Genomic DNA, 15,292 nt, shown 5'->3' on the forward strand with positions numbered 1-15,292 from the left:
TCCTTCTTGGTGGGAGTGGCACTCGGTCGGGGGAGGTCACTTGACGGCGCCGCCGACGGCGCCGGCCGCGATGAACCGCTGCGCGAGCACCAGCAGCAGGATCGCGGGGATGGACGAGAGCACGGCGGTCGCCATCACGGCGCTCCAGTTCGCCACCTGCGAGCCCAGGTACTGGTAGATGCCCAGGGTCACGGGGCGCACGCCCTCGGTCGTGGTGAGCGTCAGCGCGAAGAGGAAGTCGCTCCAGGAGAACAGGAACGAGAACAGCCCCGCGGTGATGATCGCGTTGCGGCTCACCGGCACGACGATGGACACGAACGCGCGCACGAGGCCCGCGCCGTCGACGCGCGCCGCCTCCACGATGGACGGCGGGATGCCGATCATCGACGCCCGCAGGATGAGGATCGCGAACGGGATGCAGTGCGTCGAGTCCGCGAGGATCAGGCCGGGGATCGAGTTGAGCAGCCCCAGGTCGTTGTACGCGGTGTAGAGCGCGTTCGCGATGACGATGCCGGGGATCATCTGGGAGATGAGGATGGCGAGCAGCGCGGCGTTGATCCAGCGGAACCGGAACTGCGCGAGCGCGTACGCGGCCGGCGCCGCGATCGCGAGGCTGAACACCACGGACCCGAGCGAGATGATGAGGCTCGTGACGAGGTTGGTGCCCTGGTCCGCGATCGCCCGCTCGTAGCCCGCGAAGCTCGGGTTCCAGGGGAAGAAGTCCGCCGTCAGCGTGTTGCCCGACGGCTGCAGGGACGCGTTCACCATCCAGTAGATGGGGAACAGCATGATGGCGAGGAAGATCACGCCGAGCACGGTGAAGATGCCGGAGTGCGTCGTGCGCCGAACGGGCTTGGGGTGCCGGCGGGACGCCGCCACCACGGGAGCCGTCGCGGTCGTTGTCGTCATGGCTTCTCTCCTCCTCTTACTCGTCGACGGCGCGTCGGTTCGCGCGCAGATAGATGACCGCGAACAGCAGCGAGATCACGATGAGGATGTTGCTGTAGGCCGCGCCGACGCCGAACTCGAAGTTCACGAACGACTCCTGGTACGAGCGCACCGACAGGGTCTGGGTCGCGTTGGCGGGCCCGCCGTTGGTGAGGCCGAGGATGATGTCGAGCACCTTGATCGTGTAGACGACGCCGAGCACGAGCACGACGCTGACGACCGGCCGCAGGTTCGGCAGGGTGATGTGCCAGAAGGCCTTCCACCCCGTCGCGCCGTCGAGCGCGCCCGCCTCGTACAGCTCCTCGGGGATGTCCTGCAGGCCGCCGTAGAGGATCGTCACGTTGAACGGGATGCCGATCCAGATGTTCACGAGCACGACGGCGAGCAGCGCGACGGACGGGCTCGTGAGCCAGGGGATGGGGGAGGAGATGATGCCGAGCGAGCCGAGCGTCTCGTTCAGGATGCCGCTGTCCCGGTCGAGGATCATGCGCCAGGTCGCGCTCGAGACGATGAGCGGAAGCAGCCACGGCAGCAGGAGCATCGACCGGAGGAACCCGCTCAGCGGGAACTTCCGCCGGAAGAACTCGGCGAGCGCGAGGCCGATCACGAACTGCCCGGCGATGGACCCGATGGTGAACAGGGCCGTGTTGATCAGCGCGGGCGAGAACAGCTGGCTGCTCAGCACCGTCGCGTAGTTGGCGAAGCCGACCCAGGGCGCCTCGCCGGTGAAGAACGTGCGGGTCGTGTACTCCTGCAGGCTCATCGTCACGTTCTTGACGACGGGGTAGCCGAAGAACGCCAGCAGGAACAGCCCGGCGGGAACCACGAACAGGATCCGCGTGACGTTCTCGAGGGTGAAGCGTCGCCTGTGGCGGGCCGGGGGTGCGGTGTCCCGACGAGGGGACGTGGGCACCTCGGTGGGAGGAACCGTCGTTACTGACATCTCGCGAACCTTTCCGTCGTCATCGTCGGAACACTCAGGCGAAGGGTGGTGCGGATCGGCCGCGAGGCCGGTGTCCCGGGCCTCACGGCCGATCCGCTACGGCCGGTCAGCCCTGGGCGGCCTGTTCGAACGCCTCGGCCGGGGTGGCCTGACCGGTCAGGGCCAGCTGGATCGCGGTGTAGATCTGCGTCGCGGCCTCGGGCCACTCCTCGCCGAGCTTGCCGGTGCGCGAGCGGGCGTTGGCGACCTGCTCGGTGAAGGCCTCCATGGTGGGAACCTTCTCGACGTACTCGTCCGCCAGCGCGGTCTTCGTGGGCACCGTGAAGCGGGCCTCGGCAAGCGCGAGCTGATTGTCGTCGCTCGCGATGCACTCCACGAACTCCGCCGCCTTCGCCTGCTTGGCGTCGTCACCCGTCACGGGCACGGTCCAGACCTCACCGCCGAGCGGGGCGACGGGCGTCTGCCCCTCCTCCTTGACGGGCACCTGCACGACGTCCCACTTGACGTCCGGGTTCTCGTTGAGGCTGGGGATCTGCCACGGGCCGTTGACCATCATCGCGGCCTTGCCCGCGACGAACTGGTCCTTGACGTCGGCCTGCGCCCAGTTGATGACGCTGTCGGACGCCGCGCCGCTGTCGACGAGGTCGACCCAGAGCTGAAGGGCCTCCTGCACCTGCGGGGTGTCGAGAGCGGTCTCGTCACCGCCGTTGGTCCACATGAAGGGCAGGAACTGCCAGCTGCCCTCGTACGTCGCGATGGCGGAGAACGCGATGCCGTACTGGTCACCCGAGGTGAGGGCGGTTGCGGCCGTCTTCAGCTCCTCCCAGGTCTTCGGCGGCGTGATGCCGGCCGCCTCGAGCAGCTCGGTGTTGTAGAAGAGGCCGAGGGTGTTCACCGTCGGCGCGAGCCCGTACACCTCGCCCTCGTAGGTGGCGGCCTCGAGGATGCCCTCCGCGAAGCCGGACGTGTCGACGTCGTACTCGCTGAGCGGCACGAGGCCGCCCGTCGCGGCGATCTCCTGCAGGTCGGGGTTGTCGAGCATGAGCACGTCGGGCAGCGTGCGGGAGGACGAGCGCTGCAGCACCTTCTGGATGAGGTCCTTGCCGGGCACGGTCTCGCGCTTGATGGTGACGCCCACCTGCTCTGCGCAGGAGTCGAGCGCGTCCTGCACGAGCGACTTGTCGGGCTCGTTGTTGTAGTAGTCGAGGATGGTGAGCTCGTCCGCTCCGCCGCCGGTGGCCCCTCCGCCACCGCCTCCTCCGGCACCCCCGCCGCCGCCGCCGCTGCACGCCGCGAGGGCGAGCGGGGCGATGGCGGCCATGGCCAGCAGGGCGGGGATTCTCTTGTTTCTCATGCTCATCGGCTCCTTTGCCTCGTGATTGCACAATCGGTACTGGCCGCGTCGCCCGCGCGTCGACGGAGACGGCGGGTGTTGCGGGAGAACGGCGGTCGCCGCTTTCGTTTCGCCGGGTGGCTCGCGCCGGGCCGGCCTGATCACGGCGGGAAGAACCGCGACCACATGCGTGGACGGCGCCGGTGAGGTGGTGACCCGCCGGGCCAGTGGCGGCGTCCCGGAGTGCTGTGGCACGAGTCTGCGCGTTCCTCAGGAGCCTTGTCAACAAAAAAGTTAACCGCTTTACTGGCCTCGGTCGCCGTCGCCCGATCGTCCGGCGTCGGCACGCGGTACGGTCGACGGATGGAGGGGCCATGGTGACCATGCGGGACGTGGCGAGGCGCGCGGACGTGTCGATCGCCACGGTCTCCTTCACGGTGAACAACAGCAAGACGGTGTCGCCCGCGACGCGGGCCCGGGTCGAGCAGGCGATGGAGGAGCTGGGCTTCCGCCGGAACATGGTGGCCCGCGCGCTGGCCAGCCGGCGCACCCGCGTGATCGCCCTGCTCTACCCGGCCCTGCAGCAGCGGCTGAGCGGCACGGCGGTCAAGTTCTTCACGAGCGCGGCCAAGACCGCGGGGGACCTGGGCTACACGCTCGTGCTCTGGCCGGTCAGCAACGACGCCGAGCAGGTCACCCAGCTCACCTCGGGCGGGCTCGTCGACGGCGTGCTCCTGATGCAGGTGCAGCTCGACGATCCCCGCGTCGACCGGCTGGTCGAGACGGGGACGCCGTTCGCCATGATCGGCAGGACCCGCGACCCGAGCGGCCTGACGTTCGTCGACATCGACTCGGAGAACACGACCGTCGCGGCGCTCGACTACCTCACCGGGCTCGGCCACCGCCGCATCGCCCTGCTCACGAGCGACGGGGACTCCGCGGTGCCGCACTTCGGTCCGACGGAGCGCACCCGCGCCACGTACCTGGTCGAGATGGGCAGGCGCGGCCTGGACCCCGTGATGCTGGAATGCGGCGAGACCCCCCAGGCCGGTCGGCTCGCCGCGGACGAGCTGTACGCGCGAGCCCCGGAGACGACCGCCGTCATGGTGCTGAACGAGAACGCCGCGTTCGGGCTGCTGAACGGACTGCGGCACCTCGGCGTCTCGGTGCCGGGGGACATGTCGATCCTGTCCGTCGGGTCCTCACCCGACATCGCCGCCATCGCGGATCCCGCCCTGACCCTGATGGTCTCCCCGGCGGACGAGCTCGGCAGGATGGGCGTCGAGGCCCTGGTCGACCGCCTCGAGGGTCGCGAGGAGAGGGGCAATCACACCCTCGTGATGTGCGCCTTCCACGAGGGCAGCTCGACGGCGCCGCCGCGCCGCTGACTCCCCGCGTCTGTGAGGCGGTCAGCGCTTCCCGGGGCGCAGGGCGGTGACGATGCGGCGGGAGCGGCTGGGCGTCGCCGCCTTCGGCTTGGACTCGAGGCGGGTGTGGCCGCGGGCGTAGTCCAGGGCCTGGCGCAGCATCACGAGGCGCTCGTCCTCGTTCTTCGCCTTGCGCGTGTTGATCTCGGCCACGACCGAGCCGTCCCAGTCCTCGCCGGCCAGGTAGAGCAGGGTCTCGGCGACGGGCTGGCTGCCGCGGCCGGGCAGGAGGTGCTCGTCGAACACCTTGCCCTCGTCCATCGAGCCCGAGCCGTCGCAGAGGTGCACGTGGCGCAGCCGGTCGCCCATGGCCATGGCCATCTGCAGAGAGTCGCGGCCGGAGAGCGCGCTGTGCGAGAAGTCCAGCGTCGTGGCGTCGCAGTCCATTTCGGTCGGGTCCCAGCCGGGCGCGTACGCCTTCATGCTGCGGCCCGCGACCTTCCACGGGAACATGTTCTCGACGGCGATCTCCACGCCGTAGCTGTGGCTCGTGTTCCGCACGATGGCGAGGAAGTTCTCGGCGTAGCCGGCTTGCCAGCGGAACGGCGGGTGCACGACGACGGTCGGCGCCCCGACGGATCGGGCGAGCTCCGCCGACTTCTCGAGCTTGACCTGCGGGTCACGGCCCCACACGAAGTGGGTGAGCAGAAGCACCGGCGCGTGGATCGACAGGATCGGCAGCTCGTAGCGCTCGGCCAGGGCGCGGAGGGCGCCGGCGTCCTGCGTGACGAGGTCGTTCGTGACCATGATCTCCATGCCGTCGTAGCCGGCGTTCTTCGCCATGATGAAGGCGTTCTCGACGGGTTGCGGGTACACGCAGGTGGTGCTCATGCCGACGCGGATCATGCGATCAACGTACTCTGCCTCTCCGCGCGGCCAGGATCGGCGTGCACATCGTGCAGGCAACGGACAGGCGGCGATTGAGGAAACGGGCGGTGGCCGGGCTACGCCGAGGGCGGCCCCGCGGGTCGTGCCGAGGGCGGCTTGGAGGGCGGCCCGGGAGGCGGTCCCGGGCGTCCGGAACGGGCTGCTGGTAGCGTTGGCGGCGGCTCACAGGGTTCCGCCTGCCGCGGCTGGACCCGGATCGGAAAAACCATCTCTTCCCCCACCGAAAACGGAAAGAACGACCCCCAGGACGGCGAGTTCTCGCTGGTCGTGCTGTCCAACCGGCTCCCCGTCGACCGGGTGCTGCACAGCGACGGGACCGCCTCCTGGACCCACTCGCCCGGCGGCCTGGTCACCGCCCTGGAACCGATCATGCGCGCCAACGAGGGCGCCTGGATCGGCTGGCCGGGCGTCGCGGACCACCCGCTCGACCCGTTCTTCAGCGACGGCATCTGGATCATCCCCATCGACCTCAGCGCCGAGGACCTCGAGAACTACTACGAGGGCTTCTCGAACGACACGCTCTGGCCGCTGTACCACGACGTGATCGCGCAGCCCACCTACCACCGCGAGTGGTGGGAGACCTACGTCGAGGTCAACCAGCGTTTCGCGGAGGCCGGGGCGAAGGCGGCGGCCCCCGGCGCCACCGTCTGGGTGCAGGACTACCAGCTCCAGCTCGTGCCGAAGATGCTGCGCGAGCTGCGCCCCGACCTGACGATCGGCTTCTTCAACCACATCCCCTTCCCGCCCTACGGCATCTACGCCCAGCTGCCCTGGCGCACCCAGATCGTGGAGGGCCTGCTCGGCGCCGACGTGATCGGCTTCCAGCGCGCCGCGGACGCCGGCAACTTCACCCGCGCCGTGCGTCGGCTCTTCGGCTACGTGACCCGCGGCGCCCTCGTCGACGTGCCGCTCGAGGAGGACAAGCCGCTGCGGGTGCCCGGCACGAAGCGCGGGCGGGTGGGGCGCGGATCGCCGACCCGCACCGTCGTGGCGAAGCACTTCCCCATCTCGATCGACGCCCGCAGCTACGAGAACCTCGCGAAGGACCCGGCCATCATCGAGCGCGCGGCCCAGATCCGCCGCGACCTGGGCAGCCCGAAGACGGTCATGCTCGGCGTCGACCGGCTCGACTACACGAAGGGCATCGGACACCGGCTGAAGGCGTTCGGCGAGCTGCTGGCGGACGGCAGGCTGACCGTCGAGGACACGACGCTCGTGCAGGTGGCGAGCCCCAGCCGCGAGCGCGTCGAGACCTACCGGCACCTGCGCGACGAGATCGAGCTCACGGTCGGGCGCATCAACGGAGACTTCGGCTCGATCAGCCACTCCGCAGTCAACTACCTGCACCACGGCTATCCCCGCGAGGAGATGGTCGCCCTGTGCCTCGCGGCGGACGTCATGCTCGTCACCGCGCTGCGGGACGGCATGAACCTGGTCGCGAAGGAGTACGTCGCGACCCGCACGGACGACGACGGCGTGCTCGTGCTCAGCGAGTTCGCGGGCGCGGCGGACGAGCTCCGCACGGCCCTGCTCGTGAACCCGCACGACATCGACGGGCTCAAGGACGCGATGGTGCGCGCGGCGACCATGCCGCGCCGCGAGCGGCAGAAGCGCATGCGCGCCATGCGCAAGCGCGTGTTCGAGTACGACGTCGCCCGCTGGTCCGACTCGTTCCTCGAGGAGCTGCGCCGCACGCACGACCGGGCCGACGCGCTCGCCGCGGAGACCGGGGCCGCTGCCGGTGCGGGAACGGGCACCGCGGATGCGATCGACATCGACGCGGGCGCCGGAGCGGGCGCCCACGCGGTGCCGGACGCCGCCGTCGATCCCGGCGAGGCGGAGCTGATCCCCGTGGACGACCTCGTGGGTGACCCCGCGGACGACCTCGCGGGCGATGAGCAGGAGAGTCCCCGAGCGTGACCGACGCACGGACCGACCTGCCGCAGCCGTCCCTCGACGCGCTCGCCCAGATCGCCCGCACCCCGCGGCTCCTCGTCGCGCTCGACTTCGACGGGACGCTCGCCCCGCCGGTGGACGACCCGGAGCAGGCGAGAGCCGTGCCCGAGGCCCGCGCGGCCGTGCTCGCGCTGCTCGGGCTGCCGCACACCCGGGTCGCGCTCGTGTCGGGGCGGGCCCTGGACAGCCTCGAGCACGTCGCCGACCTGCCGGACGAGGTGCTGCTCATCGGCTCGCACGGGGTGGAGATCCGGCTGGACTCGCCGGACACCGAGCTGACGCTCGAACCCCACGAGCTCGTACAGCGGGACGTGCTCTCCGACGTGCTCGATCAGGTGGCGGACGCCGTCGACGACGTCTGGATCGAACAGAAGCCGGCCGGCTTCGCGCTGCACACCCGCCTCGCGACCGAGCGGAACAGCCGCATCGCCCACCTCGTGGCGCTGCAGGAGGCGCGCGCGGAGGTCGAGGACGTGAAGGTGCGCAGCGGCAAGGACGTGCTCGAGTTCTCGGTACGGTCCAACACAAAGGGCGAGGCCGTCGAGCACCTGCGCCAGTACACGAAGGCGACGGCGGTCTTCTACGCCGGCGACGACGTGACCGACGAGGACGCCTTCCTCGCGCTGGGCGCGGGGGACTTCGGACTGAAGAGCGGCGCCGGTGAGACCGCGGCGGCCCACCGGGTCGCCGGTCCAGCGGGGGTCGCACGCGTGCTCGCCGAGCTCGCTCGACTGCGCGCCGACCACGAGCACCCGACCGCCTGAGCCCCGGATCCGACCGGCGCGCGACGCGCCCGGACTCCCCGGACCGAGCCGGTCGGCCCGTCCGGGGAGCCCGGCACGTCGCCGGAGTCGGCCTAGGACTCGGAGATGGCGGCGCTCACGGCGGTGGGCGCGTCGTACTCCTGGTCCGGGATGTTCTTGAGGGCGGTCAGCACGTTCTCGTCGGCGCCGTTGCCCTCCGCGGTCGAGACGATGGTGTCCTTCGAGGCCGGGTAGTCGATCCCGCCGAGGAACTTCTGCACCTGAATGGGGTTAGGAGTGTCGGTCATGTCCTGCCTTCCGTCGATTCGGGCACCGGACCGGTTCCGGCCGGGCGCTCCTCCTAGGCAACGCCTCCCCGCCCCTCGATGCAACGGTGCCGGGGGACTCGGCGGCGGCACTCGGCCCGCACTCAGGATTCGTCCCGGAGCACCCCCGGTACAATCGGGGGACAGGCTGACGCGTGAGGAGAACAGATGCTCGTTCTCCTGGCCGCGTTCGGCGCGATGGCCGTGCTGCTGCCGTTCGTCGCCCGGCGGCTCGGGCTCTGGATCTTTCCCCTCGCGGCCGTCGTTCCCGCCGTCGCGTTCGTGCACACCATCGCGCTGGCACCCGAGGTCCTCGACGGGGGCGAGCCCCGGGAGACCCTGCCCTGGATCCCCGACCTCGGCATCGCGCTCGACCTGCGCATGGACGTGCTGTCCTGGCTGCTCACGCTGCTCGTCACGGGCGTTGGCGCCCTCGTCCTGCTCTACTGCGGCCGCTACTTCGGGCGCGGTGAGGAGGGGCTCGGCCGGTTCGCGGCGGAGCTGCTCGCCTTCGCCGGCGTCATGTACGGCCTCGTGCTCGCCGACGACGTCTTCGTGCTCTACGTCTTCTGGGAGGCGACGAGCGTCTTCTCCTACCTGCTGATCGGCCACTACACGGGCAAGTCGGCCAGCAGGGGCGCCGCGCTCCAGGCCCTGCTCGTCACGACGGCGGGCGGCCTCGCCATGCTGGTCGGCCTCGTCATGCTCGCCGCGTACGCCGGTACGAGCAGCCTGTCGGCCCTCATCGCGAACCCGCCGACCGGCGCGTTCGCGACCACCGCCGTCGTGCTCGTGCTCCTGGGCGCGCTGTCCAAGTCCGCCCTCGTGCCGTTCCACTTCTGGCTGCCCGCCGCGATGGCCGCCCCGACCCCGGTGAGCGCGTACCTGCACGCCGCGGCCATGGTGAAGGCGGGCATCTACCTCATCGCCCGCCTCGCCCCGGCGTTCGCCGACGAGGGCCTGTGGCGCCCCCTGCTCGTCGGCATCGGCGTGCTCACGATGCTGGTCGGCGGCTGGCGCGCGCTCAAGCAGTTCGACCTGAAGCTCGTGCTCGCCTACGGCACGGTGAGCCAGCTCGGCTTCCTCACGATCGTCGTAGGCTACGGCACCCGCGATGCCGCGCTCGCGGGCGCCGCCCTGCTGCTCGCGCACGCCCTGTTCAAGGCGACGCTGTTCCTCGTCGTCGGCATCATCGACTCCCGTGCCGGCACCCGGGACCTGCGCAAGATCAGCGGGCTGGGGCGCCGGGCGCCCGTGCTCGCGACGATCGCGGCGCTCGCCGGCGCGTCCATGGTGGGCCTGCCCCCGCTGTTCGGCTTCGCCGCGAAGGAGGCCGTGTTCACGGCGCTCCTGACCGACGCCACCGCGGGCGCGCCGCTCGGCTGGCTCGCGCTCGTGGGTGCGGCGCTCGGCTCGGTGTTCACCGTCGCGTACACCGCGCGCTTCCTCTGGGGCGCCTTCGCCGACAAGCCGGACGTCGAGCAGGTCCAGTTCGGCCGGGACCGGCCGGACTTCCTTGGACCGCCCGGCATCCTCGCCCTGGCCGGCCTGGGCCTCGGTCTCGCCTCTGGGCCCGTCGGCGGCTGGCTCGAGGGATACGCGGACACCCTTCCCGCGTTCAGCGCGGACGCGGCGGTCGGCGCATCCCCCGAGCCCTACCACCTGGCCCTCTGGCACGGCTTCGAGCCCGCCCTCGGGATCTCGGCGCTCACCCTGCTCCTCGGCGTGCTCCTGTTCCTCGGCCGCGTCACCGTCTACCGGGCGCAGTCGCGGATCCCCGCGGCCATCGACGCCGGGCGCACCTACTGGGCCGTCATGCGCTGGATCGACCGCGGCGCCGCCCGCACGACCGCGGCGACGCAGCGCGGATCCCTCCCCGTCTACCTCGGCGTCATCCTCCTCGTCTTCGTCGGCTCGACCGGCGTCGCGCTGCTGCGGACCACGACGTGGCCCGACACCCCGGTCGTGCTCTGGGACTCGCCGAGCCAGCTCGGCATCGCGGTCCTGATGGCCGTCGCCGCCGTGGCCGCGGCACTGGCGAACAAGCGCTTCCAGGCCGTCGTGCTCGTCGGCGTGACCGGCTACGGCATGGCCGCCCTGTTCGCCGTGCAGGGCGCGCCCGACCTCGCCCTCACCCAGGTGCTCATCGAGACCGTGACGCTCATCGCGTTCGTGCTCGTGCTGCGCCGCCTCCCCGTGCGGCTCGGCGAGAAGCACGAGTCCGTGCGCCGCGGCGTGCGCGCGGCCATCGGCGTCGCGGTCGGCGCCGTCATGTCGCTGATCGCCGTCGTGTCGCTGGGCGCCAGGGAGGCCCTGCCCATCTCGCTCGAGATGCCGAGGATGGCCTACGAGGGCGGGCACGGCGTGAACACCGTGAACGTGACCCTCGTCGATCTCCGGGGCTGGGACACCATGGGCGAGATCGCGGTGCTCATCGTCGCGGCGACCGGCGTCGCCAGCCTGATCTTCCTGAACAAGCGCACGGACACCCTTCCCCGCCTGGTGACCCCGCCCCGACGCCGCGGCCTGCTCGGCGGCCTGGCGCCGCACAGCGGCACGCCGAAGGTGCGGGCGGGCGACGACGGACCCACCGTTCCGCTCGACCGGGTGGTGCGCGACGACGGCGCGAGCGACCGGCTGCCCTGGCTGCTCGCCGGCCGCACGCTCGCGCCCCAGAACCGCTCCATCCTCCTCGAGGTCGTGGTGCGGCTGCTCTTCCACTCGCTCATCGTGGTGTCGGTCTACCTGCTGTTCGCGGGACACAACGCGCCGGGCGGTGGGTTCGCCGGCGGCCTCGTCGCGGGTCTCGCGCTCGTCGCGCGGTACCTCGCGGGCGGCCGGTACGAGCTCGGCATCGCGGCCCCCATCGACGCGGGCCGCCTGCTCGGCGCCGGCCTGGCGTTCACGGTCGGCGCGGCGGGGGTACCGCTGCTGTTCGGTGCCGATCCGCTGACCTCGACCTGGTTCGACGTGCAGGTGCCCGTGCTCGGCCACGTCGAGTTCGTGACGTCCACGCTGTTCGACGTCGGCGTCTACCTCGTCGTCGTCGGCCTGACCCTCGACGTGCTGCGCAGCCTCGGCGCGGAGGTCGACCGCCAGGAGGAGGAGGACAGCCGGCTCGCCCAGGAGGGCGATGGCGAGCTCCCCGACCCCGCGCCCGCGCCGACGGCCCTCGTGGACGAGGCGCGACCATGAGCGCGACCCTCGTCCTCATCGCCGTGATGGCCGTGCTCTACGCCTCCGGGGTGTACCTCCTGCTCGAGCGCAGCATGACGCGCGTGCTCATCGGGTTCCTGCTCGTGGGCAACGCGACCAACATCCTGATCCTGGTCATGGCCGGTCGCCGGGGCCTCGCGCCGTTCTACGAGGAGGGCATCCCGGCGGAGGATTACGCCGATCCGCTGCCGCAGGCGCTGATCCTCACCGCCATCGTCATCACCTTCGGCGTCTCCGCGTTCCTCATGGCGCTCATCTACCGCTCGTGGCGCATCGCGAACGCCGACCGCGTGCAGGACGACCTCGCCGACGTCGCGGTCCGCTCGGGCGGGGCGTCGGGCGAGGAGCCGAGCGTGCCGGACGAGGACACCGAGTTCGCCGAGCGCACGAGGGTGGGCTTGCTGCAGGAGGCGGACAACCGCAGGGACCTGGAGACCGCCATCGACGACTCCGCAGACGACGACGACGACCGCGAGTTCCGTCGCGGCCGGACGAGGGGAACCGACTCGTGACCGCCCTGCTTCCCCTCGTCGTGATCGTGCCGCTCATCGGGGCGGCGGTGGCGCTGGTCGCGGCCAGGCGGCCCCGGCTCCAGGTGCTCGCGTCGATCGTGGCGCTCGCCGTCGTCGTCGTGCTGAGCGCCCTGCTCTTCGTGCACGTCGACGCCGCGGGCGGTCAGGCGGTCGAGGTCGGCGGCTGGCCCGCCCCCTTCGGCATCGTGCTCGTGCTCGACCGGCTGAGCGCGCTCATGCTCCTCATCTCGTCGATCGTGCTGCTCGCGGTCCTCGTGTTCTCCGTCGGCCAGGGCATGGCGGACGGCGACACCGAGACGCCCGTCTCCATCTACAACCCGACGTACCTGATCCTGGCCGCCGGGGTGTTCAACGCGTTCATCGCGGGCGACCTCTTCAACCTCTACGTCGGCTTCGAGATCCTGCTCGTCGCGTCGTACGTGCTGCTCACGCTGAGCGGCACCGAGGAGCGGATCCGCGCCGGCGTCACCTACATCGTCGTCAGCCTGGTCTCGTCGCTGCTGTTCCTCGCCGCCATCGCCATGATCTACGGCGCGACGGGCACGGTGAACATCGCCCAGATGTCGGAGCGCCTGCGCGAGCTGCCGGCGGAGGTGCAGCTGATCCTGCACATCATGCTGCTCGTCGCGTTCGGCATCAAGGCGGCCATCTTCCCGCTGTCGTTCTGGCTGCCGGACTCCTACCCGACCGCGCCCGCCCCCGTCACCGCGGTGTTCGCCGGCCTGTTGACGAAGGTCGGCGTCTACGCGATCCTGCGCACCGAGACGGCGCTGTTCCCGGGCGATGAGCTGTCGATCCCGCTGCTCGTCATCGCGGGCCTCACGCTGCTCGTCGGCATCCTCGGCGCGGTGGCGCAGGCCGACATCAAGCGCCTCCTGTCGTTCACCCTCGTCAGCCACATCGGCTACATGATCTTCGGCATCGCCCTCAACACCGTGGCCGGCATGACGGCGACGATCTACTACGTCGCGCACCACATCGTGGCCCAGACGACCCTGTTCCTCGCCTCGGGGCTCATCGAACGGCAGGGCGGCAGCGCCTCGATCAACCGGGTCGGCGGCCTGCTCAAGGCCTCGCCCGTGCTCGGGGTGCTCTTCTTCCTCCCGGCCATGAACCTCGGCGGCATCCCGCCGTTCTCCGGCTTCATCGGCAAGACGGCCGTCTTCCTCGCGGGCGCCGACGTCGGCACGCCGCTCGTCTGGGTCGTGATCGCCGTGGGCGCCGTCACCTCCCTGCTGACCCTCTACGCGCTCGCCCGGGTCTGGAACATGGCGTTCTGGCGCGGCAAGGAGGAGGTCAAGGACTACAGCTCGCCGCTGCTCGACCACGTCGAGGAGCGCCCCGGCGGCACCGCGACGGTCACCCGGTCCCGCACCCTGCCCTCCCTCATGACGTGGGCGACCGGCGGCATGGTCGTGGTGAGCATCGCGCTCACCGTGTTCGCCGGTCCGCTGTACGCGTTCTCGTCGCGCGCGGGCGAGAGCCTCCGCGGCGGCGACGGCTACGTCGAGACCGTGTTCCCGGATGGCACGCCGTGAGCGGGCGGATCACCGAGATCGGCCGCTGGCAGGGCTTCCTGCTCCAGCTGCCCCTGCTCGTCTGGCTCGTCGTTCTGTGGCTGCTGCTCTGGGGGCACATCACGGTCATCAGCGTGCTCACCGGGGTCATCGTCGCGCTCGTCGTGACCCGCCTGTTCTACCTGCCGCCCGTCGACCTGTCCGGCCGCTTCAGCGTCTACTGGGGGCTCGCCTTCGCCTGGCACTTCGCGGTCGACCTCGTGCGCGCGTCCGTGCTCGTCGCGTGGCAGGCGGTCGATCCGCGCGGCGTTCCGGTCAACTCCGTGCTCGCCGTGCAGCTGCACACCAGGAGCGACCTCATCATGACCCTGACCGCCGAGGCCATCTCGCTCGTGCCCGGTTCCCTCGTGGTCGAGGTCGACCGGGAGCGCTCGCTGCTCTACGTGCATGCGCTCGGAACACCGGACGACGCTGCCATCGAGCGGGTACGGCACTCGGTGCTCGTGGTCGAAGAGCGCATCGTCCGCACGCTCGGCTCCGAGCACGACGTGTGGATGATCAACCGCGAGCGTCGGGCCGCCGGACGACCGCCGTTGCGGCTGAGCGCCCGCCAGCGGCGGTACGAGGATGCACGGGAGGGCAGATGATGCTGCAGGCCGCCTTCGTCGTCGTCGGGGTGATCTTCTTCGCCGCCGTCGTGCTCGCCGTCTTCCGCATCGTGCGCGGGCCCTCCATCCTCGACCGCATGATCGCGACCGACATGCTCGTCGCCACCCTCATCTGCGCGCTCGCGGCCGAGATGGTGCAGCACGAGCACACCCGCACCCTGCCCGTGCTCCTCGTGCTCGCCATGACCGCCTTCCTCGCGACGGTCGGCGTCGCCCGCTACGTCACCCAGCAGGACCGCCCCGGCGGCCCGCGGGCCGAGGGCGACGCGGCCGGCACCGCGGCCGGTGCCGATGCGGCACGGGACGACACGACGAGCGGGACGGCCGCCCGATGAGCGCCGCGGAGCTGCTCGACCTCGGCAGCGTCCTGTTCCTGTTCGCCGCGGCGCTGCTGTCCCTCGCCGCGGGCGTCGGCATCGTGCGGTTCCCGGATCCGCTGTCGCGCATGCACGCCGCGACCAAGCCGCAGATCCTCGGCCTGGTCTGCGCGCTCGTCGCGCTGGGACTGCAGGCGGAGAACGGCGCGACGGTCGCCGCGCTCGTGCCGATCCTCGCGTTCCAGATGCTCACGGCGCCGATCTCCGCGCACATGGTCGGCCGGGCGGGCTACCGCACCCGGCACCTGCGCCGCGACCTGCTGATCCGGGACGAGCTCGCGGACGCCATCGACAAGGCGCACGCCGACGCGGCGCGCCACGACACCGAGCCGGACCTGCCCGGCCTCGTGACCGACGAGGACACCAGCGACTGGCGGCCCTAGCGCCTCGGCCCGGTTCGCGTTGCAGTGCCGACGC

The 15,292-nt window shown here is 71.0% G+C and carries 14 protein-coding genes; 9 read left to right on the forward strand and 5 right to left on the reverse strand.

The window, feature by feature from the left end; all coding sequences use genetic code 11:
- Positions 1–36: 36 nt before the first annotated feature.
- From DAI20_RS07135 to DAI20_RS07145, 3 genes are all read right to left on the reverse strand, one after another.
- On the reverse strand, positions 37–909 hold the full coding sequence (locus DAI20_RS07135; protein WP_108249908.1) for a carbohydrate ABC transporter permease: 873 nt from the start codon (positions 907–909) through the stop codon (positions 37–39).
- 16 nt (positions 910–925) lie between these two features.
- The gene (locus DAI20_RS07140; protein WP_108249909.1) at positions 926–1,891 is read right to left on the reverse strand and encodes a carbohydrate ABC transporter permease; all 966 of its coding nucleotides are present in this window, start codon (positions 1,889–1,891) and stop codon (positions 926–928) included.
- A 106-nt stretch (positions 1,892–1,997) separates the two neighbouring features.
- Complete coding sequence (locus DAI20_RS07145) at positions 1,998–3,245, reverse strand: sugar ABC transporter substrate-binding protein (protein WP_108250552.1); 1,248 nt, start codon at positions 3,243–3,245, stop codon at positions 1,998–2,000.
- Positions 3,246–3,598: 353 nt separating this feature from the next.
- On the opposite strand from DAI20_RS07145, the gene DAI20_RS07150 reads away from it, so the two are divergent.
- The gene (locus DAI20_RS07150; RefSeq protein WP_240605960.1) at positions 3,599–4,612 is read left to right on the forward strand and encodes a LacI family DNA-binding transcriptional regulator; all 1,014 of its coding nucleotides are present in this window, start codon (positions 3,599–3,601) and stop codon (positions 4,610–4,612) included.
- Between the two features lie 21 nt (positions 4,613–4,633).
- Here the strand turns inward: DAI20_RS07150 and DAI20_RS07155 are convergent, their stop codons facing one another.
- A complete protein-coding gene (locus DAI20_RS07155; RefSeq protein ID WP_108249910.1) occupies positions 4,634–5,497 on the reverse strand; it encodes a sugar phosphate isomerase/epimerase family protein in 864 nt (287 codons plus the stop codon).
- Positions 5,498–5,800: 303 nt separating this feature from the next.
- On the opposite strand from DAI20_RS07155, the gene DAI20_RS07160 reads away from it, so the two are divergent.
- A complete protein-coding gene (locus DAI20_RS07160) occupies positions 5,801–7,459 on the forward strand; it encodes an alpha,alpha-trehalose-phosphate synthase (UDP-forming) (protein WP_438501982.1) in 1,659 nt (552 codons plus the stop codon).
- Positions 7,456–8,259: a trehalose-phosphatase gene (otsB, locus tag DAI20_RS07165; RefSeq protein WP_108249911.1), complete on the forward strand. Its 804-nt coding sequence runs from the start codon at positions 7,456–7,458 to the stop codon at positions 8,257–8,259. The genes DAI20_RS07160 and otsB overlap by 4 nt, the downstream gene beginning before the upstream one ends.
- Positions 8,260–8,351: 92 nt before the next feature.
- On the opposite strand, the gene DAI20_RS07170 is transcribed toward otsB, so the two are convergent.
- Positions 8,352–8,546: a DUF2795 domain-containing protein gene (locus tag DAI20_RS07170; RefSeq protein WP_108249912.1), complete on the reverse strand. Its 195-nt coding sequence runs from the start codon at positions 8,544–8,546 to the stop codon at positions 8,352–8,354.
- 186 nt (positions 8,547–8,732) lie between these two features.
- Here DAI20_RS07170 and DAI20_RS07175 point away from each other — a divergent pair, with 186 nt between their 5' ends.
- From DAI20_RS07175 to mnhG, 6 genes are read left to right on the forward strand one after another with little or no spacing between them, the layout of a single operon-like run.
- On the forward strand, positions 8,733–11,759 hold the full coding sequence (locus tag DAI20_RS07175) for a Na+/H+ antiporter subunit A (RefSeq protein ID WP_108249913.1): 3,027 nt from the start codon (positions 8,733–8,735) through the stop codon (positions 11,757–11,759).
- Positions 11,756–12,292, forward strand: coding sequence for a Na(+)/H(+) antiporter subunit C (locus DAI20_RS07180; protein WP_108249914.1), 537 nt, complete (start codon positions 11,756–11,758; stop codon positions 12,290–12,292). Before DAI20_RS07175 ends, DAI20_RS07180 begins: the two co-directional genes overlap by 4 nt.
- A complete protein-coding gene (locus tag DAI20_RS07185) occupies positions 12,289–13,851 on the forward strand; it encodes a Na+/H+ antiporter subunit D (RefSeq protein ID WP_108249915.1) in 1,563 nt (520 codons plus the stop codon). Before DAI20_RS07180 ends, DAI20_RS07185 begins: the two co-directional genes overlap by 4 nt.
- Positions 13,848–14,477 carry a Na+/H+ antiporter subunit E gene (locus tag DAI20_RS07190; RefSeq protein WP_108249916.1) on the forward strand — a complete coding sequence of 210 codons (630 nt, stop codon included), beginning with the start codon at positions 13,848–13,850 and terminating at the stop codon, positions 14,475–14,477. The genes DAI20_RS07185 and DAI20_RS07190 overlap by 4 nt, the downstream gene beginning before the upstream one ends.
- Positions 14,474–14,833 (forward strand): MrpF/PhaF family protein, encoded by a 360-nt coding sequence (locus DAI20_RS07195; protein ID WP_108249917.1) that lies wholly within the window; start codon positions 14,474–14,476, stop codon positions 14,831–14,833. Before DAI20_RS07190 ends, DAI20_RS07195 begins: the two co-directional genes overlap by 4 nt.
- Complete coding sequence (gene mnhG / locus DAI20_RS07200) at positions 14,830–15,258, forward strand: monovalent cation/H(+) antiporter subunit G (protein WP_108249918.1); 429 nt, start codon at positions 14,830–14,832, stop codon at positions 15,256–15,258. Before DAI20_RS07195 ends, mnhG begins: the two co-directional genes overlap by 4 nt.
- Positions 15,259–15,292: the final 34 nt, after the last annotated feature.

This window comes from Planctomonas deserti, assembly GCF_003067705.1.
Taxonomy (GTDB): domain Bacteria; phylum Actinomycetota; class Actinomycetes; order Actinomycetales; family Microbacteriaceae; genus Planctomonas; species Planctomonas deserti.